General features: G+C 71.2%; 15 protein-coding genes. 11 read left to right on the forward strand and 4 right to left on the reverse strand.

Annotated features, from left to right (window positions below):
* The first annotated feature begins 17 nt into the window (after nucleotides 1–17).
* On the forward strand, nucleotides 18–725 hold the full coding sequence (locus tag AB0Q90_RS40465; protein WP_363165387.1) for a class III extradiol dioxygenase subunit B-like domain-containing protein: 708 nt from the start codon (nucleotides 18–20) through the stop codon (nucleotides 723–725).
* Nucleotides 726–805: 80 nt separating this feature from the next.
* Here the strand turns inward: AB0Q90_RS40465 and AB0Q90_RS40470 are convergent, their stop codons facing one another.
* Both AB0Q90_RS40470 and AB0Q90_RS40475 read right to left on the reverse strand, forming a co-directional pair.
* Nucleotides 806–1,075, reverse strand: a complete 270-nt coding sequence (locus tag AB0Q90_RS40470; RefSeq protein WP_363165388.1) for an antitoxin — start codon at nucleotides 1,073–1,075, stop codon at nucleotides 806–808.
* 25 nt (nucleotides 1,076–1,100) lie between these two features.
* Nucleotides 1,101–1,352, reverse strand: a complete 252-nt coding sequence (locus AB0Q90_RS40475) for a hypothetical protein (RefSeq protein ID WP_363165389.1) — start codon at nucleotides 1,350–1,352, stop codon at nucleotides 1,101–1,103.
* 182 nt (nucleotides 1,353–1,534) lie between these two features.
* Here AB0Q90_RS40475 and miaA point away from each other — a divergent pair, with 182 nt between their 5' ends.
* The 6 genes from miaA (at nucleotide 1,535) to hflX (ending at nucleotide 9,716) form a co-directional block, all read left to right on the forward strand.
* A complete protein-coding gene (miaA, locus tag AB0Q90_RS40480) occupies nucleotides 1,535–2,473 on the forward strand; it encodes a tRNA (adenosine(37)-N6)-dimethylallyltransferase MiaA (protein ID WP_363165390.1) in 939 nt (312 codons plus the stop codon).
* Between the two features lie 108 nt (nucleotides 2,474–2,581).
* Entirely contained in the window at nucleotides 2,582–3,085 is a 504-nt protein-coding gene (locus AB0Q90_RS40485; protein WP_363165404.1) for a hypothetical protein, read from the forward strand.
* A gap of 50 nt (nucleotides 3,086–3,135) precedes the next feature.
* The gene (dapF, locus tag AB0Q90_RS40490; protein WP_363165391.1) at nucleotides 3,136–4,011 is read left to right on the forward strand and encodes a diaminopimelate epimerase; all 876 of its coding nucleotides are present in this window, start codon (nucleotides 3,136–3,138) and stop codon (nucleotides 4,009–4,011) included.
* 303 nt (nucleotides 4,012–4,314) lie between these two features.
* Nucleotides 4,315–6,417, forward strand: coding sequence for an HD domain-containing protein (locus tag AB0Q90_RS40495; RefSeq protein WP_363165392.1), 2,103 nt, complete (start codon nucleotides 4,315–4,317; stop codon nucleotides 6,415–6,417).
* Between the two features lie 140 nt (nucleotides 6,418–6,557).
* Nucleotides 6,558–8,009: a M1 family metallopeptidase gene (locus AB0Q90_RS40500; RefSeq protein ID WP_363165393.1), complete on the forward strand. Its 1,452-nt coding sequence runs from the start codon at nucleotides 6,558–6,560 to the stop codon at nucleotides 8,007–8,009.
* Nucleotides 8,010–8,222: 213 nt separating this feature from the next.
* The gene (hflX, locus tag AB0Q90_RS40505) at nucleotides 8,223–9,716 is read left to right on the forward strand and encodes a GTPase HflX (RefSeq protein WP_363165394.1); all 1,494 of its coding nucleotides are present in this window, start codon (nucleotides 8,223–8,225) and stop codon (nucleotides 9,714–9,716) included.
* Between the two features lie 78 nt (nucleotides 9,717–9,794).
* Here hflX and AB0Q90_RS40510 read toward each other — a convergent pair whose 3' ends face one another.
* Nucleotides 9,795–11,006 carry a hypothetical protein gene (locus AB0Q90_RS40510; protein WP_363165395.1) on the reverse strand — a complete coding sequence of 404 codons (1,212 nt, stop codon included), beginning with the start codon at nucleotides 11,004–11,006 and terminating at the stop codon, nucleotides 9,795–9,797.
* Nucleotides 11,007–11,201: 195 nt separating this feature from the next.
* The gene (locus AB0Q90_RS40515) at nucleotides 11,202–12,425 is read right to left on the reverse strand and encodes a hypothetical protein (protein WP_363165396.1); all 1,224 of its coding nucleotides are present in this window, start codon (nucleotides 12,423–12,425) and stop codon (nucleotides 11,202–11,204) included.
* A gap of 629 nt (nucleotides 12,426–13,054) precedes the next feature.
* On the opposite strand from AB0Q90_RS40515, the gene AB0Q90_RS40520 reads away from it, so the two are divergent.
* From AB0Q90_RS40520 to AB0Q90_RS40535, 4 genes are all read left to right on the forward strand, one after another.
* Nucleotides 13,055–14,590, forward strand: a complete 1,536-nt coding sequence (locus AB0Q90_RS40520; protein WP_363165397.1) for an aminotransferase class III-fold pyridoxal phosphate-dependent enzyme — start codon at nucleotides 13,055–13,057, stop codon at nucleotides 14,588–14,590.
* Nucleotides 14,591–15,163: 573 nt separating this feature from the next.
* Nucleotides 15,164–17,203 carry an IucA/IucC family protein gene (locus AB0Q90_RS40525; RefSeq protein ID WP_363165398.1) on the forward strand — a complete coding sequence of 680 codons (2,040 nt, stop codon included), beginning with the start codon at nucleotides 15,164–15,166 and terminating at the stop codon, nucleotides 17,201–17,203.
* Between the two features lie 96 nt (nucleotides 17,204–17,299).
* Nucleotides 17,300–18,124, forward strand: coding sequence for a GNAT family N-acetyltransferase (locus tag AB0Q90_RS40530; protein WP_363165399.1), 825 nt, complete (start codon nucleotides 17,300–17,302; stop codon nucleotides 18,122–18,124).
* A 421-nt stretch (nucleotides 18,125–18,545) separates the two neighbouring features.
* On the forward strand, nucleotides 18,546–20,534 hold the full coding sequence (locus AB0Q90_RS40535; protein WP_363165400.1) for an ATP-dependent DNA helicase: 1,989 nt from the start codon (nucleotides 18,546–18,548) through the stop codon (nucleotides 20,532–20,534).
* The last annotated feature ends 112 nt before the right edge of the window (nucleotides 20,535–20,646 follow it).

Consider the following 20,646-nt stretch of genomic DNA (forward strand, 5'->3'; position numbering starts at 1 on the left):
CGGTTAGGCTGCCGATCATGCTTGTCGCCGCCGCCGTCTGCCCCTGCCCGCCGCTGCTCGTGCCCGAGGTCGCCGCCGGGGCGGCCCCGGAGCTCGACGCCGTGCGCACGGCGTGCCAGGAGGCGCTGGACGCGGTCCGCGCGGCACGCCCCGACCTGCTCGTGGTGGTCGCGGAGGGCACCCGCAACGCGTTTCACGAGGCGGGCGCCCGCGGAACCTTCCGCCCGTTCGGCGTCGACGTCGACGTGGTCCTCGGCGCCCCGTCCGCCAAGGGCGCCGAGGCCGACCTGCCGCCGGCCCTCGCCGTGGGCGCGTGGCTGCTCGCGCGCGCGGGCTGGGACGGTCCCGTGCGCGGCTACGAGGTGACCGGCGACCGCTCCTGGCCGGCCAACGGCGAGGACGGCGTGCACCTCGCGTCCCTGGCCGAGCGGGTCGGCCTGCTGGTGATGGGCGACGGCACGGCCTGCCGCACGCTGAAGGCCCCCGGCTACCTGGACGAGCGCGCCGAAGGCGTCGACGCCGGTATCGCCGCCGCCCTGCGCGGCCTCGACTCCGACGGCTGGTTCGCGCGGCTCGACCGGGGTCTGGCCCGCGAGCTCAAGATCTCCGGCTACTCCCCGTGGCAGATCCTCTCCGCGGCCTGGGAGAAGGACCAGGGCACCGGCCGCCTCCTGTACGAGGGCGCGCCCTACGGAGTCGGCTACTTCGTGGCTTCCTGGACGTAGCGGAACGGACCGGGCACGGCGGACAGCCGGGAGCGTGCTGTCGCTCCTCGGCCGTCCGTCGGTGTGCCGTGCTGCAGTGTTCAGGAAACCGGTGGCGGGCCGCTCGGCGGCTCGGTGCCGCCGCCCGTGTCCGTACCGCCTTCCTTGTGCGCGAGTCGGTCCATGGCGTCCTTGGCCTTGCCGGTGCCCGTCTGGATCTTGTCGCTGTACTTGCCCTTGGTCTTCTTGTCGACGGCCTTCGCCGCCTTGTCCAGACCGTGCTGAACCTTGTCCCCGTGCTGCTGTGCGAGTCCGGAGACCTTGTCCTTGGCCGGGGCAAGCTTGGCCTTCAAATTGTCCAGGAGACCCATTCGTTCACCTTCCCACGCGGGATCGTCACGTACGGGCGCCCTCGCCAGCCTCACGGTCGGCCGCCTCCTCGGCGGACTGCTGCTTGGGAATCCCGGCGCCGTCGGCGGACTCGGCGGCGGCCTCCGTCGCCTTCTCCGCGGCCTCGGCCTCGGCCGGCTCCTTCGCCTCGGCCGGCTGCTCCGCCTCGGACTCCGTCACGGTCTCGGCCGGCGCCTCGGCGGTCGCCGTCTCCTCCTGAGCCTTCGACCTCCGGAAAAGTCGTGCCAAAACGCCCATATCCACTCCATACGTTACTCGTGCGGGCGAATTCCCGCGTCGTCCGGTGCGTCCGTTTGCGCCGCCCGGATCGCCGCCTTCGCAAACCGGCGGCGCGAACCTCGCAACTGGCAACGACGTCGGACCCGCGCCGTCACGTAACTCGTTCGAGGTCGCCGCGCGAGGTTTGCGAGACTGGGTCGGTGAGCAGCACACCCTCCGCCCCCCGCGTCATCGCCGTCGTCGGTCCCACTGCGGCCGGAAAGTCCGATCTGGGCGTTTTTCTCGCCCGGCAACTCGGCGGCGAGGTCGTCAACGCCGACTCCATGCAGCTCTACCAAGGGATGGACATCGGCACCGCCAAGCTGACGCCCGAGGAACGCGCCGGCGTCCCGCACCATCTGCTGGACATCTGGGACGTGACCGTCACCGCCTCGGTCGCCGAGTACCAGCGGCTCGCCCGGAAGCGGATCGACGCCCTGCTCGCCGACGGACGCTGGCCGATCCTGGTCGGCGGTTCCGGCCTGTACGTCCGTGGCGCCGTCGACAACCTGGAGTTCCCCGGCACCGACCCCGAGGTGCGGGCCCGGCTGGAGGAGGAGCTCGCCCTGCGCGGCTCCGGCGCGCTGCACGCCCGCCTCGCCGCCGCCGACCCCGAGGCCGCGCAGGCGATCCTGCCCAGCAACGGCCGCCGTATCGTCCGGGCCCTTGAGGTGATCGAGATCACCGGTAAGCCCTTCACGGCCAACCTCCCGGGGCACGACTCGGTCTACGACACCCTGCAGATCGGCGTCGACGTGGCCCGCCCCGAGCTCGACGAGCGCATCGCGCGCCGGGTCGACCGGATGTGGGACGCCGGACTCGTGGACGAGGTGCGCGCACTGGAGGCGCAGGGGTTGCGCGAGGGGCGTACGGCGTCGCGCGCGCTCGGCTACCAGCAGGTGCTCGCGGCGCTCGCCGGGGAGTGCACCCTGGAGGAGGCCCGGGTCGAGACCGTACGAGCCACCAAACGCTTCGCGCGCCGCCAGGATTCATGGTTCAGACGCGATCCGCGGGTGCACTGGCTGAGTGGGGCTGCGGCGGATCTCACAGAACTTCCGCACCTCGCACTGGCGTTGGTCGAACGACCGGTTACAGCCTGATCACGTCATGGCATCGGGACGCTCCGGCCGTCATCGCGGCCTTCGGTGCCGTGCCATCATCGAGCTTCGATCGACCAAGTGGAGTCCGAGTTGGGAGGGCGCGTGGCGATGGAGGCCGGCCCTCGCGACACCGCACAAGGCACCGAGCCCGTCACCAGTGACGGGGGCGAACCGGAGCAGGACGGCGACCGTCTGAGCCCGGACGGACCCGACGAGACACCGGACGGCGTGACCGACGACGGACCCGAGCCCGAGGAGATGTTCGCGGGCGGCCCCGAGGTCGAGGTCGAGCTGCGTCCGCAGCGGCGCATGCGCATCTGGCAGCTCGCACCCATCGTGGCCCTGGCCGCCGTCGGCTCCCTGATGTTCGCCTTCCCGCTGGCCTTCGACTTCGGCGACAGCGGCGCCGTGATCGCCATGCTGGGACTGCTGATCTCCTCGTGCGCGGCGGGCTGGGGCATGATGGCCGCCCGCCGGGTCGGCTACACCTGGCCGGGGCTGCCGCAACGGGGCTCGGGGCGCAGACCGGACTGGCGGGTCGTCCTGGCCTACGTGGTGATGGTCGCCGCGGTGGTCGTGCTGGCCGTGTGGCGCGTGGCCCGGCTGCGCTGAGCTGCGGCTCCGTTTTCGGCGTTGTCGGTCCGGCACCGTACGATCGGGGAATGAGCACGCGCGCGCGGATCGCCTTCCTCAAGGGTCACGGCACCGAGAACGACTTCGTGATCGTCCCCGACCCCGAGAACGCCATCGACCTGCCCCCGACGGCCGTAGCCGCCCTGTGCGACCGCCGCGCGGGCATCGGCGGCGACGGCCTCCTGCATGTCGTACGGTCCGCCGCGCACCCCGAGGCCAGGGACATGGCGGCCGAGGCGGAGTGGTTCATGGACTACCGCAACGGCGACGGCTCGATCGCCGAGATGTGCGGCAACGGCGTCCGCGTCTTCGCGCGCTACCTCCAGCGCGCCGGGCATGTGGCCGAGGGCGACCTCGCCGTCGCCACCCGCGGCGGCGTGAAGACCGTGCACATCGCCAAGAACGGCGACGTCACCGTCGGCATGGGCCGGGCGCGCCTCCCGGAGGGCGACGTCACGGTGAGCGTCGGCGAGCGCAGCTGGCCCGCGCGCAACGTGAACATGGGCAACCCGCACGCCGTGGCCTTCGTGGACGATCTCGCGCACGCCGGCAACCTGTACTCCCCGCCCCCGTTCAGCCCGGCCTCCGCCTACCCGGACGGGGTCAACGTCGAGTTCGTCGTCGACCGGGGACCCCGGCACGTCGCGCTGCGCGTGCACGAGCGCGGGGCCGGCGAGACCCGTTCGTGCGGCACGGGCGCGTGTGCCGTCGCCGTGGCCGCGGCCCGCAGGGACGGCGCCGACCCGACGGCCACCGGCACCCCGGCGACGTACACCGTCGACGTGCCCGGCGGCACCCTGGTGATCACCGAGCGGCCCGACGGCGAGATCGAGATGACCGGACCCGCGGTGATCGTCGCCGAGGGCGAGATCGATGCCGAATGGCTGGAAACGTTCGCTCGCTGAGCGAGGCGACAACCGGGCAGTGGTGCGCCGGACTCCCGATCGGCCGAGGTGGGGCCGGTTGGACAACCCGGCGGCCGGGAGGGGAAAGCACGACCGGCCGTCGGCCGCATGGCGTGAAACCGTAAACCTGCGAACCTTCGCTCGAATGGGTGATCCGTTTCACGCTCGGCGAGAGGCGGTCAGCCGCACGTGATGGGCTCGGTAGCATCAAGCACCGGCCCGGACGGGGGACCGTTGCCAGTCCCCTGAGCCGTGTCCGCCATGGGGCACCCCGTCCGCCGGTCCACGCAGCCGGAGGTGCCCATGAGTGCGGAGGCCACAAACCCCGCGACGCCAGGTCCGGTAGCAGGGGCGCGCTGGCGGGCGCGGATCGACCTGCGCCGACTGGGCCGGGCCGCGCTGCTCGGTCCCGCCGCCCGCGACCGGCTGCCCGACGCCATCAGCCACGTCGCCGAGGCCCACCGCGCCCATCACCCCGACGCCGACCTCGAACCCCTGCGCCGGGCCTATGTGCTGGCCGAGTCCTCGCACCGCGGCCAGATGCGCAAGAGCGGCGAGCCGTACATCACGCACCCGCTCGCCGTGACCCTGATCCTCGCCGAACTCGGCGCCGAGACCACGACCTTGACCGCGTCCCTGCTCCACGACACCGTCGAGGACACGGATGTGACGCTCGATCAGGTCGGGGACCAGTTCGGCGAGGAGGTGCGCTTCCTCGTCGACGGTGTCACCAAGCTGGAGAAGGTCGACTACGGCGCCGCCGCCGAGCCCGAGACCTTCCGCAAGATGCTCGTCGCGACCGGCAACGACGTCCGCGTGATGTCGATCAAACTCGCCGACCGGCTGCACAACATGCGCACCCTCGGCGTCATGCGCCCCGAGAAACAGGCGCGCATCGCCAAGGTGACCCGGGACGTCCTCATCCCGCTCGCCGAGCGGCTCGGCGTCCAGGCCCTCAAGACCGAACTGGAAGACCTCGTCTTCGCGATCCTGCACCCCGAGGAGTACGAGCACACCCGGGAGCTGATCGTCGAAAACGCCTCCCGCGCGGACGACCCGCTCGCCGAGGTCGCCGACGAGATGCGCACGGTGCTGCGCGACGCCGACATCCAGGCCGAAGTCCTCATCCGGCCACGGCACTTCGTCTCCGTGCACCGAGTGGCCCGCAAACGCGGCCGGCTGCGCGGCGCCGACTTCGGCCGGCTGCTGGTCCTGGTGGCCGAGGACGCGGACTGCTACGGCGTCCTGGGCGAGCTGCACACCTGTATGACGCCCGTGGTCTCGGAGTTCAAGGACTTCATCGCCGTACCCAAGTTCAACCTGTACCAGTCGCTGCACACCGCGGTCGCCTGCGCGGACGGACAGGTCGTCGAGGTCCTCATCCGCACCCACCAGATGCACAAGGTGGCGGAGGCCGGAGTGGTCGCGCTCGGCAATCCCTACGCCCCGCCCTCCGACGAGCCCGTCGACGGCGAGCGCGCCGACCCCACGCGCCCCGGCTGGCTCTCCCGCCTCCTCGACTGGCAGGAGGCCGCACCGGACCCCGACACGTTCTGGTCCACCCTCCGCGAGGACCTCGCCCAGGACCGCGAGATCACCGTCTTCCGCCCGGACGGCGGCACGCTCGGCCTGCCCGAGGGGGCGACCTGCGTGGACGCCGCCTACGCGCAGTACGGCGAGGACGCGCACGCGTGTATCGGCGCCCGCGTCAACGGTCGGCTGGCGACCCTGAGCACGGTCCTGAGGGACGGTGACACCGTCCAGCTCCTCATGGGCCAGGACCCGGCCTCCGAGCCCTCCAGGGAGTGGCTGGAGCACGCCCACACGCCCGCCGCGCGGATCGCCATCCAGCGGTGGCTCGCCTCCCATCCGTCGCCCGAGGGCGAGCAGCAGCGGCCCGAGGAGACCGCGCCCTCGCCCCGGCCCGCCGCGGAGGGGCCGACGGTGCGTCCGGCCGCCAACGTCGTCGTCGACCAGCCCGGCGCGACCGTACGGCTCGCCGGCTGCTGTACGCCCGTACCGCCCGACGAGGTCACCGGCTTCCCCGTGCGCGGGGGAGCGGTGACCGTGCACCGCGTGGAGTGCGCCGCGGTGGCGCGCATGAAGGACGCGGGGCGCGCGGAGGTCGCCGTGCACTGGGGGGACACCGCCGAGTGCCGGGTCACCCTGCTCGCCGAATCGTTCGTCCGCCCGCACCTCCTGGCCGACCTCACCGAAGCGATGGCCCTCGAAGGCGCCGAGATCGTCTCGGCCACGGTCGAACCCCCGACCCAGCAGCGCGTCCGCCACACCTACACCGTCCAACTCCCGGACGCGGCCCACCTGCCCAACCTGATGCGCGCGATGCGCAATGTGGCGGGCGTGTACGACGTGAGCAGGGCACAGCCGCAGGCGGGGCAGCTGTAGCGGAACAGGGGGCGGCGGCCGCGGGCGGAGCGGCTGTAGTGGCCCGGGGGGTGTGAACGGGCAGTCGGCCGCGACCCCGTTCGGGTGGGCCGGTCGCGCGTCGCCGCAGCGTCGGACGCCCGCGCTGGTAGCGGTGGTTCATGCCGCACACCCCCCGCCGGAAGGCCCTCGCCCTCCTCGCCTCCGCCACCACGGTCTGCCTCCTCGCCGCAAGCGCGCCCGCCGAACCCCTCGGCCTCGGTGACCGCCTCTTCCCCCATCTCGGCAACCCCGGCTACGACGTGGCGTCGTACGACCTCTCCTTCACCTATCCCGGCACCAACAGCAAGCCCCTCCAGGCCGTCACCACCATCGACGCCTGGACGACCACGGCCCTCGACCGCGTGAACCTCGACTTCGCCCACGGCAAGGTCGACTCCGTGGAGGTCGACGGCGAGCCGGCCGCCTTCGCCGACGCCGGCGAGGACCTCGTCGTCACCCCCGACGAGCCACTGCCCGACGGCAGCTGGATGCGGATCACCGTGCGCCACACCAGCGACCCGGTGCCCGCCGAGGACCGCGACGGCGGCTGGGTGCGCACCGCGGACGGCCTCGCCATGGCCAACCAGGCCGACGCCGCCCACCTGGTCTTCCCGTGCAACGACCACCCCTCGGACAAGGCGATGTTCACCATCCAGGTCACCGCCCCCAACGGCTACACCGCCGTCGCCAACGGCCTGCCGACCGGCGCGGACCGCTCGGGCCGGTCGACGACCTGGACGTACCGCACCCAGCACCCGATGGCCACCGAGCTCGCGCAGGTCTCCATCGGCCGCTCCACCGTGCTGCGCCGCTCGGGCCCGCACGGGCTGCCCCTGAGGGACGTCGTGCCCACCAAGGACCGCGAGCGGCTCGAACCGTGGCTGGAGAAGACGCCGGAGCAGATCTCGTGGATGGAGGGCAAGGTCGGGCGGTATCCGTTCGAGACGTACGGCCTGCTCATGGCCGATGTCTCCACCGGCTTCGAACTGGAGACACAGACCCTCTCCCTCTTCGAGAAGGGCCTGTTCACCGAGCCCGCCTACCCCGCCTGGTACGTCGAGTCGATCATGGTGCACGAGCTGGCCCACCAGTGGTTCGGCGACAGCGTCAGCCCGCGCACCTGGTCCGACCTGTGGCTCAACGAGGGCCACGCCACCTGGTACGAGGCCCTCTACGCGGAGGAGACGGCGGACCGTCCCATGCAGGCGCGGATGAAGGCGGCGTACGGCGCCTCCGACCGCTGGCGCGCCGCCGGCGGGCCCCCGGCCGCGCCCAAGGCCCCCGACCCGGGCCACAAGATCAGCATCTTCCGCCCGAACGTCTACGACGGCGCCGCACTCGTCCTCTACGCCCTGCGCCAGGAAATCGGCCGCCCGGCCTTCGAGCAGCTGGAACGCGAGTGGGTGAGCCGCCACGAGGACGGCGTCGCCACCACCGCGGACTTCGTCTCCCTCGCCTCGGAGATCTCCGGACGCGCCCTGGGCGACTTCTTCCAGGACTGGCTGTACGGCGAGAAGACCCCGCCGATGCCCGGCCACCCGGACTGGAAGCCGGTTGCCCCCGCGAAATAGGGCGGTGACGAGACGAGAAACGAGCCGGTGACGAGACGGGAAATAAGGCGGTGACGAGACGGCTCGTGCCGTGCGACCATCTTCGGGTCGGCGCGGCACGAGGACACGGGAATCTCCCGGGGTACTCGTGCGTTGAGAGTGGTGGCGCAGCAGGTCAGAGGCTTCGCTTCCGCTCTGATGCCGCTCAACGGAACCCAACGACGTAAGGACCCAATGACCTCCTCTTCTTCCCCTTCCCAGGACACTCAGCGCTTCGCGCACACCTACCCCGAAGGTCTTCGGGCCGATGCCCTGATGGAAGAGGACGTCGCCTGGAGCCACGAGATCGACGGAGAGCGGGACGGCGACCAGTTCGACCGCTCCGAGCGCGCGGCTCTGCGCCGCGTGGCGGGCCTCTCCACCGAGCTTGAGGACGTCACCGAGGTCGAGTACCGCCAGCTCCGCCTGGAGCGGGTCGTGCTCGTGGGCGTCTGGACCACGGGGACCGTGCAGGACGCGGACAACTCCCTCGCGGAGCTCGCCGCCCTCGCAGAGACCGCGGGAGCGCTCGTACTCGACGGCGTGATCCAGCGCCGCGACAAGCCCGACGCGGCCACCTTCATCGGCTCCGGCAAGGCCCAGGAACTGCGCGACATCGTCCTGGAAAGCGGTGCCGACACCGTGATCTGCGACGGCGAGCTCAGTCCGGGGCAGCTGATCGCCCTCGAAGACGTCGTCAAGGTCAAGGTCATCGACCGTACGGCCCTGATCCTCGACATCTTCGCCCAGCACGCCAAGTCCCGAGAGGGCAAGGCGCAGGTCGCGCTCGCGCAGATGCAGTACATGCTGCCGCGGCTGCGAGGCTGGGGTCAGTCGCTGTCCCGTCAGATGGGCGGCGGCAAGGGCGGCGGCCTCGCCACCCGTGGTCCCGGTGAGACCAAGATCGAGACGGACCGGCGTCGGATCCGCGAGAAGATGGCGAAGATGCGCCGGGAGATCGCGGACATGAAGACCGGCCGCGAGATCAAGCGCCAGGAGCGCAAGCGCCACAAGGTGCCCTCGGTCGCCATCGCCGGTTACACCAACGCCGGCAAGTCCTCCCTGCTCAACCGCCTCACGGGCGCGGGCGTCCTGGTCGAGAACGCCCTGTTCGCGACCCTGGACCCGACCGTGCGCCGGGCCGAGACCCCGAGCGGACGGCTGTACACGCTGGCCGACACGGTCGGTTTCGTCAGGCACCTGCCGCACCACCTGGTCGAGGCGTTCCGCTCCACCATGGAGGAGGTCGGCGAGTCCGACCTGATCCTGCACGTGGTCGACGGTTCGCACCCGAACCCGGAGGAGCAGCTGGCCGCCGTGCGCGAGGTGATCAGGGACGTCGGCGCCATCGACGTACCCGAGATCGTCGTGATCAACAAGGCCGACGCTGCCGACCCGCTGACGCTCCAGCGGCTGATGCGGATCGAGAAGCGTTCCATCGCCGTCTCGGCCCGCACCGGCGCGGGCATCGCCGAGCTGCTCGCGCTGATCGACAACGAGCTGCCGAGGCCGTCGGTCGAGATCGAGGCGCTCGTGCCGTACACCCACGGCAAGCTGGTCGCCCGTGCCCACACCGACGGCGAGGTGATCTCCGAGGAGCACACCCCGGAGGGCACGCTGCTCAAGGCGCGGGTGCACGAGGAGCTCGCGGCGGACCTCGCGCCGTATGTGCCGGCGCCGCTGGCCTGAGCCCGTCGTGGACGGAAGTGAAGTGCGAAGGCCCGCCCCCGTTGCGTACGGGGGCGGGCCTTCGTCATACCGGCGTCGTCACTGACCGCCGTAGGTCTTGCTCATGTTCTGGTAGAGCGCCTCGGCGCTCTTGCCGAGCTGCGGGCCGGCCAGCCAGGTGTTGTCCTCCGGGCCGATCGACGTGTTCGACACCAGCTTGGTCTCGCCGTCCACCACCCGGAACCAGCCGCCGCCTGAGGAGCCGCCGGTCATGGTGCAGCCGATGCGGTACATCGTGGGCAGCGTCGGGCTCAGCGAGAGGCGGCCCGGCTGGTCGAGGCACTTGAACATCTTCAGGCCGTTGTACGGCGCCGCCGCCGGGTAGCCCCAGGCGCCCATCGTGCCGGACTCGGCCGCGGCCGGTGCCGAGAAGTCGATGTCCAGCGCGGCACCGACCGTCTCCTCCAGCGACTTGGCGCCGTCCTCCGGCTGCACGTGCAGCACCGAGTAGTCGTACGCGGCACCCGCGCCGCCGGTGTCCGAACCGCCCTGGATCCACTCGTTCGAGGTGGATGCCCAATCGGCCCACCAGTTGCCGTAGGGGGCGATCTCCGAGGCGTTCGCGTTGCTCAGCTGCGCCTCGGACTTGCCGAGGTCGTTGTAGGCCGGGACGAAGACGATGTTGCGGTACCAGCCGCCGCTCCCGCCCGCGTGCACGCAGTGCCCGGCCGTCCACACCAGGTTGGACTTGCCCGGGTGGTTGACGTCCTTGACGACCGTGCCGGAGCAGACGGCCGAACCCTCGGGGGTGTCGAAGAAGACCTTGCCGACCGGGGCCGCGTTCTCGTGGTACGGCGTCTTCTCCGCCTTGGCCTCGACGGGCGCCGGCTCCGGGTCACTGACGCCCTGGTCGGCCGCGGTGTCCTTCGTCGTGACCGTCTTGTCGGCGGCCTTCGCGGACTGCATCCGCTCCGGCTGCCACAGGCCCTCGATCACCGGGTTGACGAAGTCCTTGGCCTCACTGAGCCACTTGTCCTTGTCCCAGTCCTGCCAGCCGCCGTCGGCCCACGCGTCGACGTCGATGCCGTGCTCCTTGAGCCGGTCGGCGATGTCGCTCGGGACCTGCACCTTGCCGTCGCCGTCGGCGGCCGCGGAGGCGCTGGCACCGGCCTGGTCGCTCGCGGTGTCGTCGCTCGAACCGCCGCCGCAGGCGGTCGCGGTCAGCGCCAGGGCCGCGAGGAGCCCGCTGGCGGCGAGGAGGGTACGACGGCGCCGGGGCGCTGCGGATGTGGGTGTGGGTGTGGAACGCATGGTGCGGTGACCCCCGTCGGAACTGTGTATGTCATGAGCTTGTCGGGCACGGGAGGCGGGGTGGCGGTAGACGGCCATCCAGGCGCTCGCGTGCGGCGACACCCCACTATGCCTGTGGAGTTGAGGGCGAACGGCGGCGGGACCGTGAAGGTTTCCCGATCACGTGCCCCACCGCCGTCGTCGATCAGCGAACCGTCACTGACCGGCGAACTTCTGACTGACCTCGTCGTACACGCCCTTGGCCACGTCACCGAGCCGCGGACCGGCCAGCCACCCCGACTCCACCGGGCCGATCGAGGTGTTGGACACGAGCGCCGGCTTGCCGTCCGAGCCCGTCGCGACCCAGCCACCGCCCGAGGAACCGCCGGTCATGGTGCAGCCGATGCGGTACATCGTCGGGTCCGAGGCGTTGAGCGAGAGCCGACCCGGCTTGTCCTGGCACTGGTACAGCTTCTGCCCGTCGAACGGCGGCGCGGCCGGGTAACCGATCGCCGCGAGGCTGTCCATCTTCGGCGCGGACGGCGCGGCGAAGTCCACCGGGAGCGCGGAACCGACCATCTCCTCCAGCGACTTGCCGCCGCTGCCCTCCTCCGGCGTCACATGGATGACGGCGAAGTCGTACGAGGCACCGTCACCGCCGGTCGCGCCGCCCTGCTCGATCCACTGGTCCGAGGTCTGCACCCAGTCACCCCACCAGACGCCGTACGGAGCGACCTGCTCCCGCGTGGCGCTCTCCAACTCCGCAGTCTCCATACCGTCGTTGTTGTACGACGGCACGAACGCGATGTTGCGGTACCAGCCGCCGCTCTTGCCGGCGTGCACGCAGTGGCCGGCTGTCCACACCAGGTTGGACTTGCCGGGGTTGGCCGGGTCCTCTACGACCGTCGCCGAGCACACCATCGTGCCCTCGGGGGAGTCGAAGAACACCTTGCCGGCCGTCGGAGCGCTCTCGTGATACGTGGTCGGCACGGCCTCCGCGTCCACAGGAGTCGGCGTCGGGTCGGTCACGCCCTGGTCGTCGGAGATGTCACCGTCGTCGACACCCTCGTCCGGTTCCTCGGCCTCCCGCATGCGGTCCGGGTCCCACAGGTCCTCGATGATCGGGTTGACGAAGTCCTCGGCCTCGCGCAGCCAGTCGTCCTTGTCCCAGTTCTTCCAGGCGCCGTCCTTCCACTTGTCGATGTCGATCCCGTGCTCCTTGAGCCGGTCCATGATGTCGTCCGGGATCGTGATCTTGTCGTCGCCCGCGGCGGCGGTCGCGGAGGCCGCACCACCGCCCGCGTCGGCGTCGCCCGACTCGCAGGCGGTGGCGGTGAGCGCGAGGGCCGCGGCGAGGGCGACGGCCGCAGGCACGGGGGAGGTTCTGCGGCGCGCGCTCCTCCCACGCCGAGTGGTGAACGACGGCCGTATCGATCGCATGATCTGACTCCCCCTGAAGTGAACGTACTTGGTGCAGCTGCCGTGATCTCACGCTCGATCACTCGGATCACACACACTGATTCCACGGCGACCTGGAACGGCAACACACACTATGCGCTCGCTGTGGGCGAGTTCCCACGGAACGGCAACGGTTTCGCTACGGGCTGTCTGAACTGGTAATTCCTCCGTAGAGGTGTCGATTTGACGTCCTGTCGTATCCAGTGACGTGAGCCACGCGGCCGCGAGTCGACGTGGATCGGGTGCGCCGACGCATTGGGCCGGCTCTGCTGACCGTCTTCGGGCCGAAGCCGTGTCCTGACTTCCTCCCGCCCTGCTGCCGCCGGCGAAACGGCTCCCTTGCCTCAAGGATCTTGAGGCAACCCGTAACCCCATGAGCGGTCCGGGGTTGGTAGCGGTTGGGGGCCTGCTGTCTGGTTGCGGTCCCCTGCGCCCAATTCCTCCGAGCTTCGAGTGAAGGCTCGCGAGGGTGCGTATGTCGGGACGGGCGAGAACGCGAGCTGTCGGCTCGCCCCAGGACAGCGGGAGGACGGGGAGCGGTGACTGTGACCGAGTCTGCGCGCGGGGGGTTGCCTGGGACCGTGAGGGGGCCCGCGGGGCGTGAACCCGGCATGCGGAAGCCCAGGGGGCGCGATCTCGCGGGTCCGGAGCCCGGTGGGGGCGAGCCCACGGGTGAGCGCTCGCTGCACGAGGGGATCCTGCGGCGGCAGTCGACGCGTGAGTCGGCCGCGCGCACCTACGCACGCGCCCTGCCGATCGTGCCGGTACGCGCGCGTGGACTGACGATCGAGGGCGCGGACGGCCGCCGATACCTGGACTGCCTGTCGGGGGCAGGAACCTTGGCCCTCGGTCACAACCACCCCGTGGTCCTGGAAGCCATCCGCAAGGTCCTCGACTCCGGCGCCCCCTTGCACGCCCTCGACCTGGCGACCCCCGTCAAGGACGCGTTCACCGCCGAACTGTTCCGCACCCTGCCACCCGGGCTCGCCGACCATGCCCGCGTGCAGTTCTGCGGACCGGCCGACACCGACGCGGTGGAGACCGCTTTCCAACTCGTCCGTACCGCGACCGGTCGCACCGGGATGCTCGCCTTCACCGGCGCCCACCACGGGATGATCACCGGCGCCCGCGAGACCCCCGAAGGCGCCTGCGGCGTACGGGCCGCCCGCCTGCCCCACCCTCACGACTGCCGCAGCCCGTTCGGTATCGACGCGGACCACGGCGCCGAACTCACCGCCCGCTGGACCGAGTCCGTCCTCGACGACCCCGGGTCGGGAGTGCCGCGGCCCGCCGGGATGCTCCTGGAGCCCGTACTGGGTGAGGGCGGGGTGGTTCCCGCGCCCGACGCGTGGATGCGCCGAATGCGGCAGCTCACCGAGAACCACTCCATCCCGCTGATCGTCGACGAGACGCAGACCGGGGTCGGCCGCACTGGTGCCTTCTGGGCGGTGGAGCACAGCGGTGTCACACCCGACGTGATGGTGCTCGCGAAGGCCATCGGCGGCAGCCTTCCGCTGGCCGTCGTGGTCTACCGCGAGGACCTCGCCGCCGGGGAACCCGGCTCCCACGTCGGCGCCTTCCGCGGCAACCAACTGGCCATGGCCGCGGGCACGGCGACGCTCGCCCACGTACGCGAGAACCGTCTGGCCGAACGAGCGGAACATCTGGGCGCCCGCCTTCTGGGCCACCTCCAGGAACTGGCACGGCACTTCGAGTGCATCAGCGAGGTGCGCGGGCGCGGCCTGATGATCGGCGCCGAGGTCGTGGATCCGGATGCGGAGCCGATTACGGAACCCGTGCCGGGGCCGGAACCGGTCGTGGAGCCACTGCCTCAGGAACCCCTCGGAGGGCCGGTGCCGGTTCCGGCGCCGAGGCTGGAGCAGTTGGGCGGTCCGGCCGCAGCGTCCGCTCGCACCCCTCGCCCCGCCGCTCCCGGACTCGCGGCCGCCATCCAGCGAGAGTGCCTGCGACGCGGGCTCATCGTCGAACTCGGTGGCCCCCACAGCAGTGTCGTACGGCTCCTTCCGCCGCTGACGATCAGCGACGAGCAGGTGGCCGCGGTGCTGGACCGGCTGTCCGACGCCGTGGAAGCCGTCGCGCGCGGTCAAGGCGAGCGCCCGCATCGGACTGGGCGGCACGACGGCTGACGGCCCTGCGTCAGGAGGGCCCTGACATCGACCGCTCAGCCCTCGGCGAGGCCACGCTCCCCGACGGCACCGCTTCATCACGTGCCTCCACTTCTCCAACAGAACCACCTCTCTAGGACAGACGTGAACACCACCGCCAACTCCGACGACCACACCCCCGCCGACGCCCGCAACACGCCGCCGGCCCCCACAACCGGGTCGGTTCGCCAGCAGCAGGGGAGTGGCAACGGCCGAGGCCACGTGGAGCCACCGACGCACGGCACGGCTCGGCCGCCAGTGCCATTGAGGGAAGGAGAGCTCCCCACCCCTCAGGAACGAACTCCGCCCCAGGGCGGCGCCCCGGACGCGGAACGCACGCAGCGCCCCGCCACTGACGCGGACGTAGAGCGAGTCCGTCGCCGTCCGGCCTTGGCCTCGGGGGAAGGGCAACCGCGCCGTCCGGCCTTGGCCTCGGAGGTAGGGCAACCGCGCCGTCCGGCCTTGGCCTCGGAGGGAGGGCAACCGCGCCGTCCGGCCTTGGCCTCGGAGGTAGGGCAACCGCGCCGTCCGGCCTCGCCCTCGGACGCGGTGGGGATGCAGCGTCCGGTCCTCGACGGGGAGGTGGAGCGAGTGTGCCGCCCGGGCTCCGCCTCGGACGTGGTGGGCAGGCAGCGTCCGGTCCTCGACGGGGAGCGAGCGCGCCGCCCCGCCTCCGCGTCGGACACCGAGCGAGTCCACCGCCCCGTCGCCGTCCGAGACGTGGAGCGCATCCACATCCCGGTCACCGATCTCCTGGACCACGCCGATCCCCACGTCGCGGCTCAGGCAGCAGCCGTGGACAACCTGCTCCGCTGTTGGGTCCGAGAAGCGAACCTTCCTGCTCCCTCCGACGGAACCCTCTGTATCCTCCTCCCCGCCAGCGGCACGGCTTTGCTTGCCCCGGTCCACTACTGGTCCCCAACGGGCCGACACCGCTTCGGCCTCCCGTACTTGGCCGGAGCGCCTGAGCATTCCCCGCCCGCCGACGCGATCACGGTCGCCGCGCTGCTCAGCCGGGAGACGCTCCCCGGAAGCGACGCAGCCACCACGCCCGCCCCGCCGGCGGATGCTCACGCCTCGGCAGCGACCCGTGTCCCACCGAGCGCTGGTCCCGCCCTTGCCGACCGCACCGACCTTGTCGCCCGCGTCGCCGACTCCGTCCGGCGGACCGCCATCTTCATCAGCGACCGTCGGAACCAGCCTGCTGATGGGCCCGACCTCTTCCTCAACGCCGAGCAGGCACTCGTCCTCGGCCACCCGCTGCACCCCGCTCCGAAGAGCCGCGAAGGTCTCTCCGACTCAGAAGCCCAGCTGTACTCACCCGAGTTGCGCGGCTCCTTCCCTCTTCACTGGATTGCCGTAGCTCCCTCCCTACTTGCTACCGACTCGGCCTGGACCGAGCGTGGCCGCCTCATCGCAGCGCCCCGGCTGACCGCTCGCCTGGCCGGTCCCGGGCTACCGTTGCCCGACACATACGCGGCCCTCCCTCTCCATCCGTGGCAGCTGCGCGAGGTCCTTCACCGGCCCGAGATTGCCGCGCTGTTCGACGCGGGGCTGCTCCGGAACCTCGGCCCTCATGGATCCCCGTGGCATCCCACCTCCTCCGTACGCACCGTCCACCAGTCCGGCGCACCCGCGATGCTCAAGCTGTCGCTGGGCCTGCGCATCACCAACTCCCGTCGTGAGAACCTCCGCAAGGAACTGCACCGCGGTGTCGAGGTCCATCGCCTTTTGCGAAGCGGCCTGTCCATGCGATGGCAGACCGCCCACCCGGGGTTCGACGTCGTCCGCGACCCCGCGTGGCTCGCCGTCGACGGGCCAGGGGGTGAGCCAGTGGCCGGACTCGACGTGATGATCCGGCACAACCCCTTCGCCCCAGCCGACGACGTGTCCTGCGTGGCCGGGCTCGCCTCACCCCGGCCATGCCCGGTCCAGGCCGCGACCGGGAACGACCGCCGCCTGCCCAGGACTGTCCTGCGTTCCCACCTGGCCGACGTCGTCACACGTCTCGCCGGGCGGACCGGCCGGCCCCTTGGGGCCGTTGCCGCCGAGTGGTTCCTGCGCTACCTCGAACAGGTCATCCGTCCCGTGCTCTGGCTGGATGCTGAGGCGGGCATCGCGTTGGAGGCCCACCAGCAGAACACCCTGCTCCTGCTGGACCGCGACGGCTGGCCTGCAGGCGGTCGCTACCGCGACAACCAGGGCTACTACTTCCGTGAGTCCCGGCGCGCGGAACTCGACGCCCTCCTGCCGGGCATCGGCCAGAGCAGCGACACCTTCGTCTCCGACGAGGTCACCGACGAGCGCTTCGCCTACTACCTCGGCATCAACAACGTGCTCGGCCTCATCGGCGCGTTCGGCGCCGAGCGTCTCGCCGACGAACGGCTACTGCTCGCCGCCTTCCGCCGCTTCCTCGGCGACGTAGCCTCCGGTCCCGCTCGACTGCGCACTTCACTACCCACCCTCCTGCTCGACTCACGCACCTTGCGCTGCAAGGCCAACCTGCTGACCCGGCTCCACGGCCTCGACGAACTCGTCGGCCCGGTCGACACACAGTCCGTCTACGTCACCATCACCAACCCCCTGCACTGCTGATGGGCCCCTGACTGCCTGAATTCGATGCCCGACTACCCCAACTCCTTTCATCCCTGAGGAACATGACCCGCCCCGCCCCCTGAGAGGAGCGTCGCCGTGCCTCCCACCGACGCAAGCGCCGACACCGGTATCGCCCCCGCCGTTCCTGTAATCACCGAACCCGACCCCGGTGGCGACGTGACCGCAGCCGACGCGGATACAGGCCCTGTCGGGGACAGCGAGGACACGCTGGACCTGCGTCTGCCCGACGAATTCCTCGCGATGTTGGCCGAGTCGGAGACCGCGGCCGGCGGAGATGCCAACCGAGGCGGAGGATCGGCCTCGCCCGCTTGTGTCCTATCGTCCGGCGACGATCTGCTCGACCGAGTCGCCGACTGGGGCCCGATCGCCACGGCGGCAGGCGCGTTCCACCTGGTCCCCGTCCGCATCGAGCGAGATCTCCCTCTCATCAGCCGCTGGATGAACGACCCTGCCGTCACTGCCTTCTGGGAGCTGGCCGGCCCCCAGAGCGTGGCCGAGGCGCACGTACGGTCCCAACTCGACGGCGACGGACGCAGCGTGCCGTGCCTGGGCGTGCTGGAGGGCACGCCGATGAGTTACTGGGAGCTCTACCGAGCAGACCTCGATCCGCTGGCCCGCCACTATCCGGCTCGACCACATGACACCGGAGTCCACCTCCTTATCGGTGGCGTCGCCGACCGTGGGCGAGGCCTCGGCACGACTCTTCTCCGAGCCGTCGCCGACCTCGCGCTCGACAGGCGCCCCGCCAGTGCTCGCATCGTCGCGGAACCCGACATTCGCAACACCCCCTCCGTCGCTGCCTTCCTGAGCGCCGGCTTCCGGTTCTCTGCCGAGGTGGATCTGCCCGCCAAGCGGGCCGCCCTCATGATCAGAGACCGGTCCTTGCGCGATCTGCTGTGACGCCGTGCCACTGCATTGTCACTTTTGGTACACCGGCCGGGCTGGTCTGGTTCCCACTTGCGCCGAACGGATTTCAGAGTGGGGTGGAGACGGGAGGGGGCGGGAGACGGAGGAGAGGAGAGGGGGGAAGGAGGGGGTGTGGCCCGGCAGGTTCAAGCAGGCCGGAGTCAGACCGGCTCGACGCGATTCCAACCCGCCCCGACCCGACGCTCAGCCTCCCGACCCGACGCCCCGAACGCCGCGACCCAAAGCACCGAGCCCCGACGCCCATCACTGCGACCCGCCCCCCACACCCCAACACCCCGCGACCCGATCCGACCCACCGACCCCCAACCGCCCGAGGACGCCCGGTCTTGATCCAGACCCCCGCCACCCCCGTGATCACCCGTTTGTCAGTGCCGGGCCGTAGGGTGGTCGCGCTATGACGAAGCCCTCACTCCCCGAACTCCTGCATGCTGCTGTCACTGCCGTCGGCGGCACGGAGCGCCCCGGCCAGGTGACCATGGCCGAAGCCGTCGCGGAGGCGATCGACGACGGTTCGCACCTGCTGGTCCAGGCAGGCACCGGTACCGGAAAGTCCCTCGGCTACCTCGTGCCCGCGCTCGCGCAGGGGGAGCGAGTCGTCGTCGCGACGGCCACGCTGGCCCTGCAGCGCCAGCTCGTGGAGCGCGATCTGCCGCGTACGGTCGACGCGCTGCACCCGCTGCTGCGCCGCCGCCCGGAGTTCGCCATGCTCAAGGGCAGATCGAACTATCTGTGTCTGCACCGGCTCCATGAAGGTGTCCCGCAGGACGAAGAGGAGGGGCTCTTCGACCAGTTCGAGGCGGCCGCGCCCACCAGCAAGCTGGGTCAGGACCTGCTGCGGCTGCGTGACTGGTCGGACGAGACGGAGACCGGCGACCGTGACGACCTCACGCCCGGTGTCTCCGACCGCGCCTGGGCCCAGGTTTCCGTCTCCTCGCGGGAGTGCCTGGGCGCCTCGAAATGTGCGTACGGTGCCGAGTGCTTCGCCGAGATGGCCCGCGAGCGCGCCAAGCTTGCCGAGGTCGTCGTGACAAACCACGCGCTGCTCGCGATCGACGCCATCGAGGGCGCCCCGGTCCTTCCGCAGCATGAGGTGCTCATCGTCGACGAGGCCCACGAGCTGGTCTCTCGGGTCACCGGTGTCGCCACCGGCGAGCTCACCCCGGGCCAGGTCAATCGCGCGGTGCGCCGTGCGGCCAAGCTTGTCAACGAGAAGGCCGCCGACCAGCTCCAGACCGCCGCCGAGGGCTTCGAGCGGCTGATGGAGCTGGCGCTGCCCGGCCGCCTGGAGGAGATCCCCGAGGACCTCGGCTACGCCCTGATGGCCTTGCGCGACGCCTGCCGAACGGTGATCTCCGCGATCGGCGCGACCCGCGACAAGTCGGTCCAGGACGAGGACGCGGTCCGCAAACAGGCCCTGGCCTCCGTGGAGACCGTGCACGACGTGGCGGAGCGGATCACGAACGGCTCCGAGTGGGACGTCGTCTGGTACGAGCGCCATGACCGCTTCGGCGCCTCCCTGCGCGTCGCTCCCATGTCGGTGTCGGGGCTGCTGCGCGAGAAGCTGTTCGCGGACCGCTCGGTGACCCTGACCTCCGCGACCCTGAAACTGGGCGGCGACTTCAACGGCGTCGGCGCCTCCCTGGGACTCGCCCCCGAGGGCACCGAGGGCGACGACGTCCCGCAGTGGAAGGGCGTCGACGTCGGCTCGCCCTTCGACTATCCCAAGCAGGGCATCCTGTACGTCGCCAAGCATCTGTCGCGACCCGCGCGGGACGGCGACCGGGCGGACATGCTCGACGAGCTCACCGAGCTGATCCAGGCGGCCGGCGGTCGTACGCTCGGGCTTTTCTCCTCGATGCGGGCCGCCCAGCTCGCCGCCGAGGAGCTGCGCTCCCGCATCCCCGAGTTCCCGATCCTCCTCCAGGGCGAGGAGACACTCGGGGAGCTGATCAAGTCCTTCGCGGCCGACCCGAAGACCTGCCTGTTCGGCACGCTCTCACTCTGGCAGGGCGTCGACGTCCCCGGGCCCAGCTGCCAGCTCGTCGTCATGGACAAGATCCCGTTCCCGCGCCCCGACGATCCGCTGATGAGCGCACGCCAGAAGGCCGTGGAGGATGCAGGAGGCAATGGCTTCATGGCGGTGGCCGCGACCCACGCGGCACTGCTCATGGCTCAGGGCGCCGGTCGCCTTGTGCGAGCGTCGGGCGACCGCGGCGTGGTCGCCGTACTGGACCAGCGGCTGGCGACAGCCCGGTACGGGAGCTATCTGAAGGCGTCGCTGCCCGACTTCTGGTACACCACGGACCGCAATCAGGTCCGTAGGTCGCTGGCGGCGATCGACGCGGCCGCGAAGCAGGCGGAAGCACAGGCGGGAGACGACTGAGTGGGGGGGGGGGGGCCGGGGCCGGGGCGCCGCCCCCCCCCCCCCCCCACCAGCCCGCCACAACGGCGCGCCGCGCCCCGCGCCCCGCACCCCCGCCGGGGGTAGGGGGGCC

It is taken from the genome of Streptomyces sp. NPDC079141 (assembly GCF_040686775.1).
Taxonomy (GTDB): Bacteria; Actinomycetota; Actinomycetes; order Streptomycetales; family Streptomycetaceae; genus Streptomyces.